The sequence below is a fragment of the Ruegeria sp. CDSA089 genome, assembly GCF_059612205.1.
In genome coordinates this window covers 260,890-278,581 of sequence record NZ_JBXWQD010000005.1, presented here as the reverse complement: position 1 = coordinate 278,581, position 17,692 = coordinate 260,890, and the positions used below count along the sequence as shown (strand labels likewise).

The 17,692-nt window shown below is 59.2% G+C and carries 14 protein-coding genes; 2 read left to right on the top strand and 12 right to left on the bottom strand.

The annotated features are described in order from the left end of the window. The first annotated feature begins 19 nt into the window (after window positions 1–19). Together AC2FJ6_RS14025 and AC2FJ6_RS14020 are read left to right on the top strand one after the other, a co-directional pair. Window positions 20–1,351 carry a TRAP transporter small permease subunit gene (locus AC2FJ6_RS14025; RefSeq protein ID WP_170773411.1) on the top strand — a complete coding sequence of 444 codons (1,332 nt, stop codon included), beginning with the start codon at window positions 20–22 and terminating at the stop codon, window positions 1,349–1,351. Between the two features lie 15 nt (window positions 1,352–1,366). Next, window positions 1,367–2,710 (top strand): TRAP transporter large permease, encoded by a 1,344-nt coding sequence (locus tag AC2FJ6_RS14020; RefSeq protein WP_237215859.1) that lies wholly within the window; start codon window positions 1,367–1,369, stop codon window positions 2,708–2,710. Window positions 2,711–2,789: 79 nt separating this feature from the next. On the opposite strand, the gene AC2FJ6_RS14015 is transcribed toward AC2FJ6_RS14020, so the two are convergent. The 12 genes from AC2FJ6_RS14015 to AC2FJ6_RS13960 all read right to left on the bottom strand — a co-directional run bounded on the left by AC2FJ6_RS14015 (window position 2,790) and on the right by AC2FJ6_RS13960 (window position 17,688). Then, complete coding sequence (locus AC2FJ6_RS14015) at window positions 2,790–3,575, bottom strand: oxepin-CoA hydrolase, alternative type (RefSeq protein ID WP_170773407.1); 786 nt, start codon at window positions 3,573–3,575, stop codon at window positions 2,790–2,792. A 3-nt stretch (window positions 3,576–3,578) separates the two neighbouring features. Next, window positions 3,579–4,637 (bottom strand): acyl-CoA dehydrogenase family protein, encoded by a 1,059-nt coding sequence (locus tag AC2FJ6_RS14010; protein ID WP_170773405.1) that lies wholly within the window; start codon window positions 4,635–4,637, stop codon window positions 3,579–3,581. 3 nt (window positions 4,638–4,640) lie between these two features. Continuing rightward, window positions 4,641–5,828, bottom strand: coding sequence for an acyl-CoA dehydrogenase family protein (locus tag AC2FJ6_RS14005; RefSeq protein WP_170773403.1), 1,188 nt, complete (start codon window positions 5,826–5,828; stop codon window positions 4,641–4,643). 2 nt (window positions 5,829–5,830) lie between these two features. After that, on the bottom strand, window positions 5,831–7,891 hold the full coding sequence (locus tag AC2FJ6_RS14000) for a 3-hydroxyacyl-CoA dehydrogenase NAD-binding domain-containing protein (protein WP_496669358.1): 2,061 nt from the start codon (window positions 7,889–7,891) through the stop codon (window positions 5,831–5,833). A gap of 15 nt (window positions 7,892–7,906) precedes the next feature. Beyond that, window positions 7,907–8,635, bottom strand: coding sequence for an IclR family transcriptional regulator (locus AC2FJ6_RS13995; RefSeq protein ID WP_170773399.1), 729 nt, complete (start codon window positions 8,633–8,635; stop codon window positions 7,907–7,909). 5 nt (window positions 8,636–8,640) lie between these two features. Then, window positions 8,641–9,828, bottom strand: a complete 1,188-nt coding sequence (locus AC2FJ6_RS13990; RefSeq protein WP_480876786.1) for an acetyl-CoA C-acyltransferase — start codon at window positions 9,826–9,828, stop codon at window positions 8,641–8,643. Further along, window positions 9,821–11,326 carry a class I adenylate-forming enzyme family protein gene (locus tag AC2FJ6_RS13985; RefSeq protein ID WP_496669355.1) on the bottom strand — a complete coding sequence of 502 codons (1,506 nt, stop codon included), beginning with the start codon at window positions 11,324–11,326 and terminating at the stop codon, window positions 9,821–9,823. Before AC2FJ6_RS13985 ends, AC2FJ6_RS13990 begins: the two co-directional genes overlap by 8 nt. Before the next feature lie 95 nt (window positions 11,327–11,421). Then, on the bottom strand, window positions 11,422–12,600 hold the full coding sequence (locus AC2FJ6_RS13980; protein ID WP_170773395.1) for an acetyl-CoA C-acyltransferase: 1,179 nt from the start codon (window positions 12,598–12,600) through the stop codon (window positions 11,422–11,424). Between the two features lie 73 nt (window positions 12,601–12,673). Continuing rightward, on the bottom strand, window positions 12,674–13,651 hold the full coding sequence (locus tag AC2FJ6_RS13975) for an NAD(P)H-dependent flavin oxidoreductase (RefSeq protein WP_170773393.1): 978 nt from the start codon (window positions 13,649–13,651) through the stop codon (window positions 12,674–12,676). A 93-nt stretch (window positions 13,652–13,744) separates the two neighbouring features. After that, window positions 13,745–14,674, bottom strand: coding sequence for a sugar kinase (locus AC2FJ6_RS13970; RefSeq protein ID WP_496669353.1), 930 nt, complete (start codon window positions 14,672–14,674; stop codon window positions 13,745–13,747). 285 nt (window positions 14,675–14,959) lie between these two features. After that, window positions 14,960–16,549: a GMC family oxidoreductase gene (locus AC2FJ6_RS13965; RefSeq protein ID WP_496669351.1), complete on the bottom strand. Its 1,590-nt coding sequence runs from the start codon at window positions 16,547–16,549 to the stop codon at window positions 14,960–14,962. A gap of 26 nt (window positions 16,550–16,575) precedes the next feature. After that, complete coding sequence (locus tag AC2FJ6_RS13960; protein ID WP_170773387.1) at window positions 16,576–17,688, bottom strand: ABC transporter ATP-binding protein; 1,113 nt, start codon at window positions 17,686–17,688, stop codon at window positions 16,576–16,578. Window positions 17,689–17,692: the final 4 nt, after the last annotated feature.

Sequence of the window (17,692 nt, the reverse complement as noted above, 5' to 3'; positions counted from 1 at the left end):
TTGGAATTCGGAACGTACTATGCCGAGCGTCGATTTCACGCTGCCGCACTGGCTATACTGGGTCGGGCTAATCGCTTTCCCGGCCCTGGCCATGGTGCTGGCGCGCAAAGCCCAACCTGAACAGCGCACCTATGGGTTGCCGCTGGGCTATCTGATCCTTGTCACTGGGGGAATGCTGGGTCTGCACCGCTTCTACCTGCGCAGCCTGCTGGGGTTGGTCTATCTACCGGTCTTCCTGCTGATCCTGTTCGCCAATGGCGAAGAGCGTACGGCCCGCAACGAATTCTCGAACGCGGTCAATATCGTCCGTCAGGCCGAACGCACGATCACGCGCGAAACCGAACGGGTCGCCACTGCCGAAGAAGGGCTGGAAGATCTGCGCGCCGCCGCTGAGGCCGCGCAAAATGGCACTGCGCTGCAAAAACGCCGGGCAGAACGCGCTTTGGATCGGGCGGAAAAAGCTATTGAGACCGGGCGCGAACGGCTTGCGGAATCCGAGGCAGCGCTGGCTGAGGCGCAACCGCTGGCCGAAATTGCCGGTGCTGATCGTGCCTTCTGGAGCTCGGTAGCGCGCTATGCGTTCTTCACGATCCTCGCCTTCTTGGCGATTGATGCGCTGATGCTGCCGCGCCTTGTGGCCAGTGCGCGCGTCAAGGCGGCTGCGGATCCACATGAGCCCGAGATGGAGATCGACGAAGAAACCGCAGCCCGCGCGGCGGAAATGGACCCCGGTGCCCGTAAGGCTGATCAGGATTATGCCGGGAACTGGATTGACCGCCTGTCTCTCTATGCAGGTGAGTTCGTCAGCTATTGGGCCGTGATTGCAGTATTTGTCTATTACTACGAGGTGATCGTCCGCTACGTGTTCAACGCCCCTACCAACTGGGCGCATGAATCCATGTATCTGATGTTCGGGATGCAGTACCTGATCGCTGGGTCCTATGCGATGCTGACCGAAAGCCATGTGCGTGTGGACATCTTCTATGCACCGCTGACCAAGCCGAAGCGCGCGTGGGCGGACCTGTTCACTTCGATTTTCTTCTTCATCTTCGCCGGAACCCTCCTGGTGACATCCTACATCTTCGCGATGGACGCGATTGCCGTTCCGACCGGTAACTCCGTCGTCTCAGACTGGGCGCGGGGCGAGATGAGCTTCTTCCAGATGTTCGGCGCACTGACCTTCGGCGACTGGACCGATCCGAACATCCGCTGGGGCGAAATCAGCTTTAACGAATGGGAAATCCCGCTTTGGCCAATGAAATGGATGATGGTCGTGGGCGCGGTTCTGTTGATTTTGCAAGGGGTGTCGAAACTATCCAAAGACATCCGAACGATTGCACGGGGGTACTGACCGATGGGTCTTGATATGTCCATCGAGCTGTTGACGCTCGTAATGTTCGGCTCGCTGCTGGTTTTGCTAATGGCAGGCCTCCCGCTGGCCTTTGTGACCGGAGGCCTGGCCTGTGTGTTTCTGTTCGTTCTGGGGGATGCGCGTGCGCTGAATATCGTACCCAGCCGGATTTTCCCGCTGATGACGAACTATCAGCTATCCGCCATTCCCTTGTTCATCTTCATGGCTTCAATGCTGGAACGGGCCGGGATCATCAACGATATGTTCGATGTGATCTACAAGGTGCTTGGCGGTCTGAAAGGCGGCCTTGCTGCGGCGACGATTATTGCGTCGACCGTTCTGGCGGCTATGGTCGGTGTGATCGGCGCAGCTGTGGTGACAATGGGGATCATTGCCCTGCCCGCCATGTTGAAACGCGGCTATGACACCAAGATCGCTATGGGTTCGATCATGGCCGGGGGGACATTGGGCATCCTGATCCCACCTTCCATTCTGGCCATCATCTACGCGGTTGTTGCCGAACAATCGGTTGGGGAGCTTTTCATCGGCGCGGTCATTCCCGGCCTGATGCTGTCGGGTATGTACATCATCTATGTGGTGGTGCGGTCCTATATCAATCCGGTGCTTGGCCCGCCAATCCCGGTTGACGAGCGCATCTCGAACCGAGAAAAAATGCGCCTGCTGGGCAAAATGTCCGCTCCGATTGCGCTGATCGTGATTGTTCTGGGCGTGATCTTCTCGGGCGTTGCAACCCCGGTTGAGGCAGCTGGTATTGGGACCTTTGGCGCATTCATCGTGGCAGCGATCCACAACAAGCTGGACTGGCCCACCGTGCGCGAGGCATGTCTGACCACTCTGAAAGCCTCGGCTATGGTGATCTGGATCATGTTCGGTGCAACGATCTTTGTAGGACTTTACGTTCTGGAAGGCGGTCAGCAATTCGTTCAAGAGACGATGCAAGGCGCGGGTCTGGGGCCCTGGGGTATCCTGATCGTCATGCAAATCCTGCTGGTGGTGCTGGGGATGTTCCTGGACTGGGTCGGCATCCTGTTGCTGTGCGTTCCGATCTTTGTGCCGATCATCAAGGCGCTGGGGGCTGCGGCCTTTGGCTTTGATGACCCTAACGATCTCGTGCTGTGGTTTGGCGTGCTCTATCTGGTAAACATGCAGATGAGCTTCCTGTCACCGCCCTTCGGGTATGCGCTGTTCTATCTGCGCGGCGTGGCCCCACCGTCGATTCCGATGACGGATATCTTCAAGGCGGCGCTGCCTTTCCTGTTCCTGCAGATTGTCGGATTGGTCATCTGTATGATGTTCCCGTGGGTTGTGACGTGGTTACCCAATATCGTCTACGGGTAGACAAAAAAACGGGCGGGGAATTCTCCCGCCCGTTTTCGTTTGACCGTTCTGTCGGTCTCTGCCGTCATTTTCTATTGGTTCAGTTCGTGAAGTCCGGCTTACGCTTTTCCTCAAACGCGCGGATGCCTTCCAGCGCTTCGTCCCGACCCAGAGCAAGGCCCATCTCTCGGCGTTCGCGTAGCAGATGTGCCTCAAACTCGGCCGTATCGGGGGCAGAGAGCAGCGCCTTGATCGCCGCCTGCGCCTCTGGCGGGCCAGCGACCAGATCTTGTGCTAGCTCCAATGCCTGTTTCAACGCCGAACCGGGTACAACCACCCGGTTCACGACGCCTACGTCATACATGCGCGGGGCAAGAACAGGCCTGCCGGTCAGGCACATCTCGGTTGCAAGTTGACGTGGCAAGTTCATGGTCAGGAATCCCGAACCACCCCCATCAGGCACTAGCCCCGCTTTGACATAGGCCAGCGTGAACTTTGCATCTTCCGCAGCAACGATCATGTCGCAGGCAAATGCCAATGAAGCACCCGCCCCTGCAGCCCCCCCTTCCACAGCCGCAATCACCGGGACATGGCACGCACGGATGGCCCGGATCATGCGGTGCAGGTATTCAATCTGTGCCTCACGCTCCGGCAGCGTCATTTCGCGACGGGACTTGAGCATCCGCAAGTCGCCCCCGGCAGAAAAAAACCCACCCGCACCCGTAATCACCACGGCGCGGACGCCGGATTCAGCTGCGGTAGCGTCGCGCAGCGCTGCCTCAATCGGTTCATAGACCAGACGCGACAAAACATTGCGCCGTGCCGGTTCATTGATGGTGATGATCAGCACCGCATCGCGAGCTTCGAACAAAACAGCCTCGCTCATGGATCAGCTCTCCATGACACGGTGCAATTGCGCATAGTGATCGCCCAATTGGTGGTCGATCATCATCAATCGTTTGGCGTAGTGCGAGCCGGGATATTCCCAGGTCATTCCGATCCCTCCGTGAAGCTGAATGCATTCTTCTGCAATCATCGTGCCTGCGCGTCCGATCAGGTTCTTGGCCATTGCGATATACTTCGCCTCGGCGTCGGAGCCCAGTTTGCTTGCTGCCAGAATAGTGATCGAGCGGCATTGCTCCATTTCGATGGCCATATCGACCGTACGATGCTGCAACGCCTGAAAACTGGCAATCGGGCGCCCGAACTGCGTGCGTTGCTTGAGGTAATCGACCGTCATGTTGACCAACACCTCCATCACGCCCACAGCCTCGGCACATAACGCCAACCGACCTGCGTTCAGGACGGATTCGATGATGTCAACGGCATTCTCACTCAGGCAAATGGCGGTTGCGCTGTCGAGGATCAACTCCCCTGCTCCACCGCCGTCAATCATCGCATAGTCGACGGTTTCAGGATTTTCGACCAGAAACAGGCCAAGCCCCTCATCAAGGCGTGCTGAGACCAGCACGCCATCTGTCCCAGGCAATCCATAGACCACCGATTTACGACCATTCAGCACCCAGTGATCGCCGGATTTGTCTGCGCTGGTGCGGATCAACGCCAGACTGTCCGCATTCGGTTCAAACACAGCCAAAGCAATCCGCTTTCCACCTGTGACCAACTCTTCAACCAAGGCTGTAGCACCACAATCGGCGGCGGCGCGAGCCGACATCAACGCGGCCAGCATCGGCTCGGGGCACAGACCACGGCCCAGCTCCTCAAATATGGTTGTGATGTCGAAACCGGTGCCGCCAAAGCCGCCTTGCTGTTCAGGGACAAAAGCGCCGATCAGGCCCAATTCGGAGAGTTCAGCCCATTTGGCCGGGGAATGGAACGGCGCAGCGTCCAGCACGCCGTAGCGGGTGTCGAAATCATACTGATCCGCCAGATAGCGCCTCACCGTGTCCGACAACATCTGCCTGTCTTCGGTTAAGTTGAAATCCATAGGTCAGCCTCCAAACAGGTCTTTGGCAATGATGTTGCGCTGAATTTCGTTCGATCCACCGAAGATCGACAGTTTCCGGTTGTTGAAGTAACTCGCCGCTGCACGCCGTGCGTCTTCCGGCACCGTCACCGCGTTTTCGGGCAGGTCTTCAACGGGGAACGGCGCGGCGGCTGCCCCCAGGGCAGTGCGCGTCAAGCTGAGTACCCGCTGCCGGATCACCGTGCCTTTGATCTTCAGCATCGAACTTTGCGTACCCGAGGCCGCGCCTTCCTTGGCCGCGGACAACATCCGCAGGTTCGTCACGCGCAACGCCTCCAGATCAATCTCGACCTCGGCCATTTCGGCGGCGAACAACGGATCCTGCGCCAAGGGCCTGCCCGCGCGCACCAGCATCTGCGACAAGTCCTTGAGCTTTTCCAGATCGCGGGTCGAGAACCCGACACCCGCGATATTGGTCCGCTCATGCGTCAGCAGATATTTGGCGATGGTCCAACCTTTGTTCTCTTCACCGACCAGATTTTCCACCGGCACCCGAACGTCGGTGAAAAAGACCTCGTTCACCTCATGCCCGCCTTCCAACAGTTTGATCGGGCGCAGCTCAACGCCGGGGGCGTCCATATCGACCAAAACAAAGCTGATGCCTTCCTGCGGCTTGCCCTCGGTCGACGTGCGCACAAGGCAGAAGATCTTGTTGGCGTGTTGACCCAGCGTGGTCCAGGTTTTTTGACCGTTGATGACGTAGTCACCCCCGTCACGCACCGCGCGAGTTTTCAGGCTGGCCAGATCCGATCCAGCGCCCGGCTCTGAATAGCCCTGACACCACCAGTCTGAGCCATCCAGAATACGTGGCAGAATCTCAGCCCTTTGCTTATTGGTGCCGAATTTGATCAGCACCGGCCCCAGCATGTTGAGGCCAAAGGGCACGATGCGCGGGGCGTTGGCGAGGGCGCATTCTTCGTCAAAAATATGCCGCTCAACCGCGCCCCAGCCGGGGCCGCCATATTCGGTGGGCCAGGTCACAGCAAGCCAGCCCCGCGCATTCAGCCGGGCATGCCAACCTTCCATTTCCTCTTTGGTCAGACTTTCCGAGTTACGGCCTTTTCGGACCAGCTCCGGGCTCAGGTTTTCCGACAGAAAGGCGCGGACTTCAGCGCGAAAAGCCTCTTCTTCGGGGGTGAAACTCAGGTCCATGCTCAGCCCTCTTTGTTGAGGTCGTTGAAGGTTTTGCCCGCCTCGACCAGTTCGCGCAGCAGGGCGGGCACCTGCCAATAATAGGGGTCTTCCTGCGCATATTGTTCGATCCGCTGCACGATGACAGCCAGCCCGGTGATGTCAGCATATTGCAGCGGACCGCCCCAGTGGCGCGGGAAACCGTAGCCAAACAGAAAGACCGCATCCACGTCGATCGGGCGCAGGGCGATCTTGTCTTCGACCACCCGCGCGGCCTCGGACACCATCGCGGCCATATAACGATCCACAATTTCGGCATCGGTAAAACTGCGAGCAGTGATACCCTTAGCCTCCCGCTCGGCCTGTGCGAATTCCGCCACGGTCGGGTTCACGCTGCGATTTTTGCCGTCGTAGATATAGAAACCCTTGCCGCTTTTGCGCCCGAACCAACCCTGTTCACACACTCGGTCGGCAATCTCGACATAGCGCTCTTCGTCCGGACGGAACGCGGCCTGACGTTTGCGCGTGGCCCATCCGATGTCCTGCCCCGCCAGATCGGACACGGCGAACGGCCCCATGGCAAAACCAAAATCTTCGAGTGCCGCGTCGATCTGTTCAAATGGCGCGCCGTCCAACTGCATATAGGCCGTCGACTTGCGGTAATGCGCGAGAATGCGGTTGCCAATAAATCCGTCGCAAACCCCGGACCGGACCGCGACCTTGCGCAGTTTCTTGGCCAGTTTAAAGCTGGTCGCCACAGTTTCAGGCGCAGTATCCTTGCCCACCACCACCTCGAGAAGGCGCATAACATGCGCGGGTGAGAAGAAATGTAGCCCGATCACATCCTGCGGTCGGCTAGTAACCCCAGCGATTTCGTTCACGTCCAGGTACGAGGTGTTCGTCGCCAAAATCGCCCCTTGCTTGCAAATATGATCCAGCTTGCCAAAGACCTCACGCTTGACATCCATGGATTCAAATACCGCTTCGATCACCACATCCGCGTCGGCAAGCGCGGACATATCGGTGGTGCAAGTCAGTTTCGCCAGCGTCGCATCGCGCTGTTCCGCGTTCAGCTTGCCGCGTTTCACAGCACCCTCGAGGTTCTTGGTGATCGTATCGCGCGCGAAGGCCACGCGGTCCTCTTCCATCTCGATGAGAGTGACCGGCATCCCGGCCAGAATCAGCGCAGTGGCAATGCCCGACCCCATGGTACCGCCGCCGATTACCCCACCGGTTTGCAAATCGCGCGCCTCGGCATTGGATTCGGGGATATGAGAAACGGCCCGTTCGGCAAAAAAGGCGTGTTTCAGGCCCTTATGGGCATTGCTCGCCATAGCCTCGGTGAATAGACGCCGCTCTTCTTTTAGTCCATCAGACAGCGGTAAGTTGCTGGCCTCGGCCGCTTTTAAGGCGCGTTCCGCGACCTCGCCCCTTGTCTTTGCGCGGAAGGAGTCCAGATCGTTAGTGGTTATGCGGTTTTCCAGATGTGCCGTTACTCGGGGCGTAAGCGCACTGTCCAAAACCTGCCGACCGGCGGCCAGAGCGACCTCGGCCGGGTCGCCATCCTGCAGATCATCCAACAGCCCGGCCTCTAACGCGGCTTCGGCGGAAATCGGTTTTCCCGAGGTGATCATGGTCAGCGCGGTCATCCCTTCGACCAGCCGCGGTAGGCGTTGCGTGCCGCCAGCACCGGGCAGAAGACCCAGATTGACCTCGGGCAGACCCAACTTAAGACCCTTGATCCCGACCCGTGCCTGACAGCTCAGCGCGATTTCAAGACCGCCGCCCAAAGTCGTGCCGTGCAATACGCAAACAATGGGCTTGGCGCTGCCCTCAAGGATTTCGCAAACTTCAGGCAGCATAGGCTGTTTCGGAGGTTGGCCGAATTCCCGAATGTCGGCGCCCGCCACAAAGGTGCGGCCCGCCGCATAAAGCGCGATGACCTTGACGCGATCGTCCTCCTCCAGTTCGCGCACCGCATTCACCAACCCGATGCGCACATCAATCCCCGCCGCATTGACTGGCGGGTTGTCGATTTTCACCAGCGCAACCTGACCTTCGAGCTTTGTTTCAACCGCTGCCATAAAAACCTCCTGTTATCAACCACATATGCCTAGGCTGCGCCCCAGCGTTTGTACCGTGTCGCGCAGTTTCGGCCCCACGATCTGTTCCAGTTTCTCGCGATCCAACTCAGACGTGTTGGCCCCGCAAAGAAACGCAAAGGGCGGCGCACCGGGGGCGGGGCTGAAGGGAACTGCACAGGCGTTGACGGCCCGGTTCCACCCGCCCAGAGACGACACATAGCCCATGCTTTCCAACTGTTCGCGATCCGTGCGCACCTGATCTGTTTCCCGCGCTTGCGCAGGTTCTACGGCCAGGATGGCCCGGCCCGCCGCGCTTTGTTCCATCGGAATGCGATGCCCTTCACTCAACCATAGTGACGACGCGTTTCGCGGTCGCCAGCAGCGCGTCAGCATCACCGCGTCGCCGTTGCGCATGGTCAGGGCGACCAGAACGCCGGTGTCATCGGCCAACTGCTGCATGATGTTTTCGGCCATTGGCAAAAAGGACAATCCCGCCCGCGCCGTGTACCCCAGCGCCATGACCGAGGGCCCAAGCCGGTACGCCTCGGACGGGTGCAACTGTTCCAGAAACCCCATCGAGGCCAGCGTGAACGTCATCCGCGCCACGGTCGAGGGCGGCATGCCTGTGCGCCGGGCCAGTTCGCGGTTGCCCAGCGACGCATCGTCGGGCTTGAACGCCTGCATGATCCGCAACCCTTTGGCCAGGGTCGCGGCGAAGCGGCGGTCTCGTTCCGCGTCCGGCATCCAGGTTAGACGCGCTCGAGGATCAGCGCGATCCCCTGCCCTACGCCGATGCACATGGACAGGCAGGCATAGCGCCCGCCGGTTTCCTCAAGGTGGCGCATGGCGGTTAGGATGATCCGCGCGCCTGACGCGCCCAGCGGATGCCCAACCGCAATCGCGCCTCCGTTCGGGTTCATGCGGCTGTCAGCGGGGTCCAGGTCCAGATGTTTGCAGCAGGCCAGAACCTGCGCGGCGAATGCCTCGTTAATCTCGATCAGGTCCATGTCGTTCATGTTCAGTCCCGCGCGGTCCAAGGCCTTTGGGATGGCCAGCGCCGGCCCGATCCCCATGATCCGGGGCGGCACGCCTGCGATAGCACCGGCCACGATACGGGCGCGTGGCTTGGCACGGTCGGTCTTGGCGCCGATCATCAGCATCGCCGCGCCGTCATTGACGCCCGAGGCGTTGGCCGCCGTCGTCACACCTTCGGGAAAGATCGTGCGCAGCGATGCCATTTTCTCAAGCTGTACATCCGGGCGAGGATGTTCGTCCAGCGTCACCTCATGGGTCGCGCCTTTACGGCCTTTGATCGTGATCGGAGTGATCTCGGCATCAAAGAACCCCCGCGCGCGGGCGGTTTCGAACCGGACCTGAGAGGCGTATCCAAACTGATCCGAGGCTTCGCGGGTGATCTGGTAATCCTGCGCCAGATTGTCGGCGGTCTGGGGCATTGGATATTCGCCATGCATCTGGGCAATGCGCGGATTGGGAAACCGCGCACCAATGGCACTGTCGTAGATTTGGGTCTGACGGGCATAGGGAGTTTCAGATTTGGCTATTGTGAAGGGTGCGCGGGTCATGCTTTCGACACCGCCCGCCACATACAAAGGCGCCTCGCCCACCGTGACCGACCGCGCCGCGTCCAGCGCCGCCGACATGCCCGAACCACACAGGCGGTTGACGGTTTGCCCCCCGACCTCGACCGGCAGACCGGCCAGCAGAGCGCTGTAGCGGGCGACATTGCGGCTGTCTTCGCCCGACTGGCAGACATTGCCCAGAATGACATCCTCAATCTCAGCAGCATCAAAAGCACTGCGCTGAACCAGCGCCTCCAGCACCTGTGCGGCCAGATCGTCGGGCCGAACCGAGGCCAGCGCACCGCCATGGCGGCCAAAAGGGCTGCGCAGCCCGTCATATATGTAAGCGTCAAGCATTCTTGGCCTCTAGATCCAATTGTGCCAGTTCGGGCGCAAAGGCCCGAACCAACTTGTGTTTCAGAATTTTCCCCGTCGCGGCTTCTGGCAACGCGTCGGTGACAACAATGTGATGGGGGATTTTGTAGCGGACCAGAGTTTCCCCCAGATGAGCCTTCAACTCGGCCACGGTCGCTGGAACGCGTAGGGTCACAAAGGCCAGCACGTCCTCATTCCCATCCCGCGCGCGGCCCACAACGGCGGCTTGCGTGACGGATGGATGGGCGTTCAGCGCGGCTTCGATCTCGGGCGGGTAAACGTTGAAGCCGGAATGGATGATGACCTCTTTGCAGCGCCCTACGATGTAGATGCGCCCGTCTTCCTCTATTCGCGCCAGATCACCAGTGCGCAGGAACCCGTCCGGGGTAAAGGCCTGCGCGGTTGCTTCCGGGTTACGGTAATATCCCTTCATGATGTTACGTCCGCGCGCCAGCAACTCGCCGACTCCGTCCGCGCCGGGATTGTCCAACCGCACATCGATCCCCGGCAAAGCAGGACCCACAGAGTCGTCCTGCGGTGGGTTCTCGGGCTGCGTGGTGGCAATGCCCGGAGACCCCTCAGTCAGACCATAGCCGTTATGGATCGGACAACCGAATATCCGCTCGACCCGGCGCTTCCAGCTTGGGTCCAGAGGCGAGCCCCCCGAAGACAGATAGCGCAATCCGCTGTCCACGCGGTCTATGCCTTTGTCTTTGCAATGCTTGAGGATCAACGCAAACATCTGCGGCACGCCCGACAGCATCGTTGCGCCGCTATGCATCCCAGCGATCACCTGCGCCGGATCGAACCGGGGTTGAAACCGCAGGCAGCCGCCCGCCAGTAACGTGGTCAGGATGATCGAGGAAAACCCGAAAATATGTGTCCCCGGCAGAACCACCAGCGACTGATCGGCCGCCGTTGCCTGCCGACGTTGTTTCGAGGCGTTGGCCGTGAACAGCAAATTATCATGGGTCAGCATCACCCCTTTGGGTGCGCCGCTGGTGCCGGAAGTATAGAGGATCGCTGCGACCTGCCCCGCGCCGGCTTCGACCGGTTCGGGCGTTTCTTCCCGCAAAGGTGAAATCACAAGAGACCCGCAGCTCAGCTGCCCCGACGAAACGGCCCCCAGCCGTTGCGCATGGGCCCGCGCAGCATCGGACACATCCGATGTGCAAATCACGCAACGCGCGCCAGAATGGGCGATGACCGTGTCGACCTCTTGTTCGGTCGCGCGCGCATTCAGCGGGACGATCCACGCGTCCAAGTCACTGAGCGCGAGAACAACTGCCGCATAAGTGGCGCAGTTCTCGGCCAGTACAACAACCCGGTCGCCCGGACGCACGCCATGCGCCCGTAACATCCGGGCGGCCTCCCTTACCGCGCCCCGCAACTCCTCATAGCTGAGCCGCGTTTCATCATGGTCGATGATCGCCAGCGTTGCCGGGTCCTTGCCGTCGATCAAGTGGTGAATTCGGTGCAACGCATTCTCCTCAGATGCGGTGCGACTGTTCTAGCAATCCGTCGGAAAAGCGTCAATAATCGGCACTGCGTTCCGCTATGCAGAACACAAACTCGTCAGAATACCTCAAAAAGGCCCGCCGCGCCCATGCCGCCACCGATGCACATGGTCGCCACGGCATATTTCGCCCCGCGGCGTCGGCCCTCGATCAGCAGGTGGCCCGCCATCCGCGCGCCGGTCATCCCAAACGGATGCCCGATCGAGATCGAGCCGCCATTCACATTACAAATCTCTGGATCAATCCCCAGCGTCTGACGGCAATACAGCGCTTGCGAGGCGAAAGCCTCGTTCAACTCCCACAAGTCGATATCATCCACCGTCAATCCATGACGTTTCAGCAGGCGCGGCACGGCAAAAACCGGGCCAATTCCCATCTCATCTGGCTCACAACCGGCAACGGCAAACCCCATGAACGCACCCAACGGCTCCAGCCCTTCTCGCGCCGCGAAATCCGAGTCCACCACCACACAGGCTGACGACCCATCGGACAGTTGCGACGCGTTCCCCGCCGTCACGAATTGGTCCGCACCGCGCACCGGCTCTAGCCCGGCCAGACCTTCGAGCGTCGTGTTCGGCCGATTGCAATCGTCCCGATCAATGGTCACGGCTTTTTCTGAGACTTCGCCGTTTTCTTTGTCTTTGACCCGTTGCACCGCCTGCATCGGCACGATCTCGTCGTCGAACTTACCGGCGGCTTGGGCCGCGGCGGTGCGTTTCTGGCTTTCCAACGCCAGTTCGTCCTGCGCTTCACGGGTAACCCCATAGCGCGCGGCTACGATGTCGGCGGTTTCGATCATAGTTAGATAAACGTCGGGCTTATGTTCCAACAGCCACGGGTCGCGGTCAAAAGGCCCCGGTGTCTGATCCCTTAGCGTGATGGATTCCACCCCACCCGCAATCGCGGCAGGCACCCCGTCCTGCACCACTGCATGCGCTGCCATGGCAATCGCCTGCAAGCCCGAGGAACAGAACCGGTTGATGGTCGTCGCGCCCACGGTCACGGGCAACCCTGCGCGCAGCACCGACTGGCGGCCGATATTTGCGCCGGTCGTGCCTTCGGGAAACCCGCACCCGATGAAGGCATCTTCGATCAAGGCAGGATCTACGCCGGCGCGGTCAACCGCATGTTGGATCGAATGCCCCATCAAAGAGGCCCCAAACGTGTTGTTGAACCCACCCCGGAAGGACTTGGCCAAACCCGTGCGGGCGGTTGAAACCAGAACGGCTTGTTTCATCTGGTAGGTTCTCCTTTTGCTTTAGTGTTTGGCGACACCCTCGCTTTGTAGCAAGAATGGCACTCCGCCCGGATCAATCCCGGCTAAAAGCGGCCAAACGATCTGTGATGATCTCGTTGGCATCCGACATGATCCGATCAATCAACTCCTGACAGGTAGGGATGTCATGGATTAACCCCGCAACCATCCCGCAGGACCACGCGCCTGCATCCATCTCACCATCTTGCATGACGCGCGGATAGACACCTGCCACTTCATTCATGATGTCCTCGAATTGTAGCTCCGTACCCTTGGCACGCTCCGTTTCCAAAACACGTTCGACGGCTGTGTTGGTCAGAACGCGTTCCGTGTTGCGCAAGGGGCGCATGACAAGGCGTGTGTCCAGTTCCGAGGCCGCGACGATGGCATCCTTGACGTTCTGATGCACCGGAGCTTCTTTCGTGGCGATGAACCTCGTACCCAGATTGATCCCGTCCGCCCCCATCGAAAGCGAAGCCACAAGACTGCGCCCATCCGCCTGCCCGCCCGATGCGACAAAGGGGATTTCCAGTTCATCCGCTGCGCGCGGCAGCAGGATCATGTTCGGGATATCGTCTTCGCCCGGATGACCGCCGCATTCAAACCCGTCGACCGACACCGCATCGCAGCCGATCTCTTGCGCTTTCAGTGAATGGCGAACCGACGTGCATTTGTGGATGACCTTGATCCCGGCCTCTTTGAGATACGGCATCACCTGCACGGGATTGCGTCCAGCCGTTTCGACAATCTGCACCCCGCCATCGATGATTGTTTTGATGATAGCCGGGTAGTCGGGCGCGTTTACCGTTGGCAGAAAGGTGACGTTGACCGCGATAGGCTTGTCGGTCATGTCCTTGCAGCGCGCGATCTCATTGGCCAGATCTTTGGGTGTCTTCTGTGTTAGTGCCGTGATCGTCCCCAACCCGCCCGCGTTTGAGACCGCAGCCGCCAGTTCTGCAAAACCCACGTAATGCATTCCCCCCTGCATGATAGGGTGTTGGATGCTGAACAGCTCGGTAATTCTGGTTTTCATACTCTGCCCTTCGAATTTAATTTTCGATCGTTCTATCTGTCATCTATGCCAAAGAACCGTCTTGGGAACAGGTTCTGCCTCAAGACTGTATGATCAGTCTATTTCCGGAACTCTGTCCTTGGGAATGCGCGCGCCGAAGTGCCGGATAACTTCGCCCGCCGTCCTCTGCCCCCAATGAACTGCCTTTTCCTGATGACAGCCTTTAAACCGAGCGGAAAGATATCCAGCGTTGAATGCGTCTCCGGCACCCGATGTGTCGCGAACACCATCCACGGATTGGGTCGGAACTTCGCTCAGATGATCGTCGCAAAACGCCGTCAGAGCCGCGGCGCCATTTTTGACGGCAATTTCAACGACGCCAGCGCGACGCAAACGTTCAACTGTCTGAACCGGCGACTCGTCGCCCCACAGGGCGCTTTCATCGTCAAAGCTGGGAAGCGCGATATCGGTGAGCGTATTGAACCTGGCCAGAACAGCCCGCGTTTCTTCAGCAGACCTCCATAGTCGCGGGCGCACGTTAGGGTCGAATGACACGATCGCTCCCTGCGCCCGCGCCTTGGTTAAAGCTTCAAACAGAGTTTCACGGGCGGGCTCAGACAAAATGGCCAGTGTAATACCCGACAGATGGATCAACCCTGCACCGGTCACGGCCTGTTCCAGCCATTCCAGATCGTCAGCCAACAACCTCGCCGCTGACGTATCCCGCCAATACTGGAAACTGCGCTCAACCCCATCAAGCTCAATCATGTAAAGACCCATCGTACGAGCCTCTGATCGACCAATACCCGAGACATCCAGCCCGTCCTGCTGCGACTGCTCGACAAAAGCATCTGAAACGGAATCCATGCCAACTTTGGTAACAAACCCGACCTCGGCCGCATCCCCAAGTAGTTGTGCCATGTGCCAAGCGGTGTTGAACGTATCGCCGGCAAAGCCCCGGCGATAGGTTTCGTTGCCTACATCCGCCATTTCGATCATCGCTTCGCCGATAGCGAGCGCCTTTCGGGATCCAAACGCTAACACTGGGCAACCTCCAATTCGGGCTTTCCGCCGGGCGGCCGCGCGCAGCAGATTTTATCTGGCAAAAGAAACGCCTTCGCGATGCGAGAACGGGCCAAAAAATACTCAGCGATTCCGTCACTCACATGCGGGTTTATCATTCAAAATTCCAACGGATTGATGGCGATAACAACCTTGTATCGTCAATGTATCGCAATCGACAACGGTTTCTTGTAGCGCGCCCTTTCAGACCCATCGACCATGGGCCCTGGACCACGAGAAATCCAGACCCGTCAGCATGGCCATTTTTTAGAAGACGTTGTGGTCCTGTTTGATCATATCTGCAGCCTTTTCGCCGATCATGATCGACGGCGCGTTTGTGTTTGATGAGTTGACAGTTGGCATGATCGACGCATCTGCGACCCGCAGCCCCTCGATCCCATTGAAGCGCAAACGCGGGTTCAGAACAGCTCCGTTATCGCCGCCCATCCGGCAAGTGCCGGCGCAATGGTGTGAGGTTTTGGAATGTTCGCAGATGAAATTGAAATAGTCTTCGTCCGTGCGCACATCCGGCCCCGGAAGGCGTTCGGCCAGAATGTAGGGTTTCAGCGCCTCCTGTGCCAGAATTTGCTGCACCAATTTCAGCCCGCGAACGGACATCTCACGATCATAAGGATCTGACAGGTAATTCGGATCGATCAGAGGTATGTCGGCGGGATTATCACTGCGCAACCGAACCGATCCCCGTGACCGTGGCCGCAAATGACAGGCGTTCAGCGTCACACCGCCATTTGGCATTGCCGCGACACCGGCTTCGATCCCGGTGCCAAGGCCCAGATGCATCTGGATATCGGGTGAGCGGGCGTTTTCATCTGCATACCAGAACCCACCCGTCTCAAACAGGCTTGAGGCAACCGGGCCCTTGCGCGTGAGCAGGTATTGCAATGCCGCCAGCACTGACAGATGCGGCTTGGCATAACTGTCATAGGTATGCGGGCCCGTAACCTCGCATATCGCATAGAGGTCCAGATGATCCTGCAAATTCGCCCCGACATCGGGCTGGTCATAGACGACATCAATTCCCAAAGCTCTCAGCGCCTCCGCCGGACCAATACCCGAAAGTTGCAACAACCGGGGCGAGCCGATGGCCCCCGAGGACAGGATCACCTCAGCCTCAGCGACGATTTTGCGGCCGTCCAGTAATTCGACGCCCGTTGCCCGCCCGTTTTCAACCGTGATCCGGCGCACCTGCGCGTGTGTCTGAATGGTCAGGTTGGGCCGCGATTGCGCTGGCGCAAGGAAGGCCATCGCGGCAGAGGACCGGCGTGCACTGCGCTGGGTCAGTTGATAATACCCTGCCCCGTCCTGCTTGGCCCCATTCACATCCGTTGTCTTTGGTATACCCAACTGACCGGCGGCCTCGATAAACGCATCGCAGATCGGCAGAGGGGCTGCGGGCATGGAAACCCCCAACGGGCCGCCTTGGCCGTGGAACTCTCCCCCATATGTGTCATTGTCTTCGGATTTCTTGAAATAAGGCAGAACGTCCGCGTAACCCCAACCCTCGCAGCCCATCTGACGCCAGTCATCATAGTCCTGTGCCGCTCCGCGGGTGTAGATTTGGGCATTGATGGCCGAACCACCACCGATCACCTTGGCCTGTGTATAGGTGAACACCTTGCCCTGCATGTGCTGCTGCGGCACGGTGCTCCACCCCCATGACCCAATGCCTTTAGTCATCTTGGCGAAGCCTGCGGGCAGATGGAACAAGGGGTGACGGTCGCCGCCTCCGGCCTCAAGCAGCAGAACCCTCAGATCAGGGTTTTCCGAAAGGCGTGCGGCGATGACGGACCCGGCAGACCCCCCGCCTACGACGATAAAGTCGTAGCCGGTTGTCATGCGTATAGGCCCTTCATCACAGTGGACTATCCCTGAATGCGGTTTTCGGTTTCAGGATCGAAGGCCACCGCTTTTTCCATGTTGACCGCAAAGGTGAAGTCCTGCCCAGGCGAAACCTCGGCATCCGACCGCATGCGTGCAATCACATCCCGACCACCCAGCGTCATGGACACAAATGTGTCGGACCCCGCCGGTTCTGTCACGACGATCCGATTGGTCATCTGCGCGATATTCGAAGACTTCCGATCTGCCCCGTCAACATCCGTGATCGTCTCGGGTCGGATACCAAGCAGGATGTCGCGCCCGTCCCAATGGGATAGGTTGTCCTGGCTGAACGGCAGTTGCGCCATCGCGCCGTCATGCAAGGCAACCTCGGCATGGGGGCACCCATCCACCATCACCACCTTGGCAGGCACCACATTCATCGCGGGCGACCCCATGAAGGTGGCGACAAAGATATTGGCGGGGGTGTCATAGATCTCTTGCGGAGTGCCCAGTTGTTGCACGTAGCCACCGTTCATGACGGCAATCCGGCTGGACAGGGTCATCGCCTCGATCTGGTCATGGGTCACGTAGACAATGGTCGTGCCAAGGTTCTGGTGCAGTTTCTTGATCTCGGTCCGCATGTCGACGCGCAGCTTGGCGTCCAGATTGGACAGAGGCTCGTCGAACAGGAATACATCAGGGTTGCGCACCAAAGCCCGCCCCATGGCCACGCGCTGACGCTGACCGCCCGACAATTGGCCCGGCTTACGATCCAGTAACTGCTCAATCTGCAACAGCTTGGCAACCTCGGCCATGGCCTTTTCACGTTCGGGTTTCGGCACGCCGTGCATTTCAAGTCCGAAGGTGATGTTCTGCCCCACGGTCATGTTGGGGTACAATGCGTAGCTCTGGAACACCATGGCGATGTTGCGGTTTGAGGGATGAACCCCGTTCATCACCTGATCCTTGATGCGGATCTCACCGCTGGTGATCTCTTCCAGCCCCGCGATCATGTTCAGAAGGGTGGACTTGCCGCAGCCCGAGGGCCCGACGAGCACCAGAAACTCGCCCTCCTGCACCGAGATGTCCACCTTGTGCAACACCTCGACCGCACCGTATGACTTGGTTGCGTTGTCGATATCAAGAAATCCCATGGTC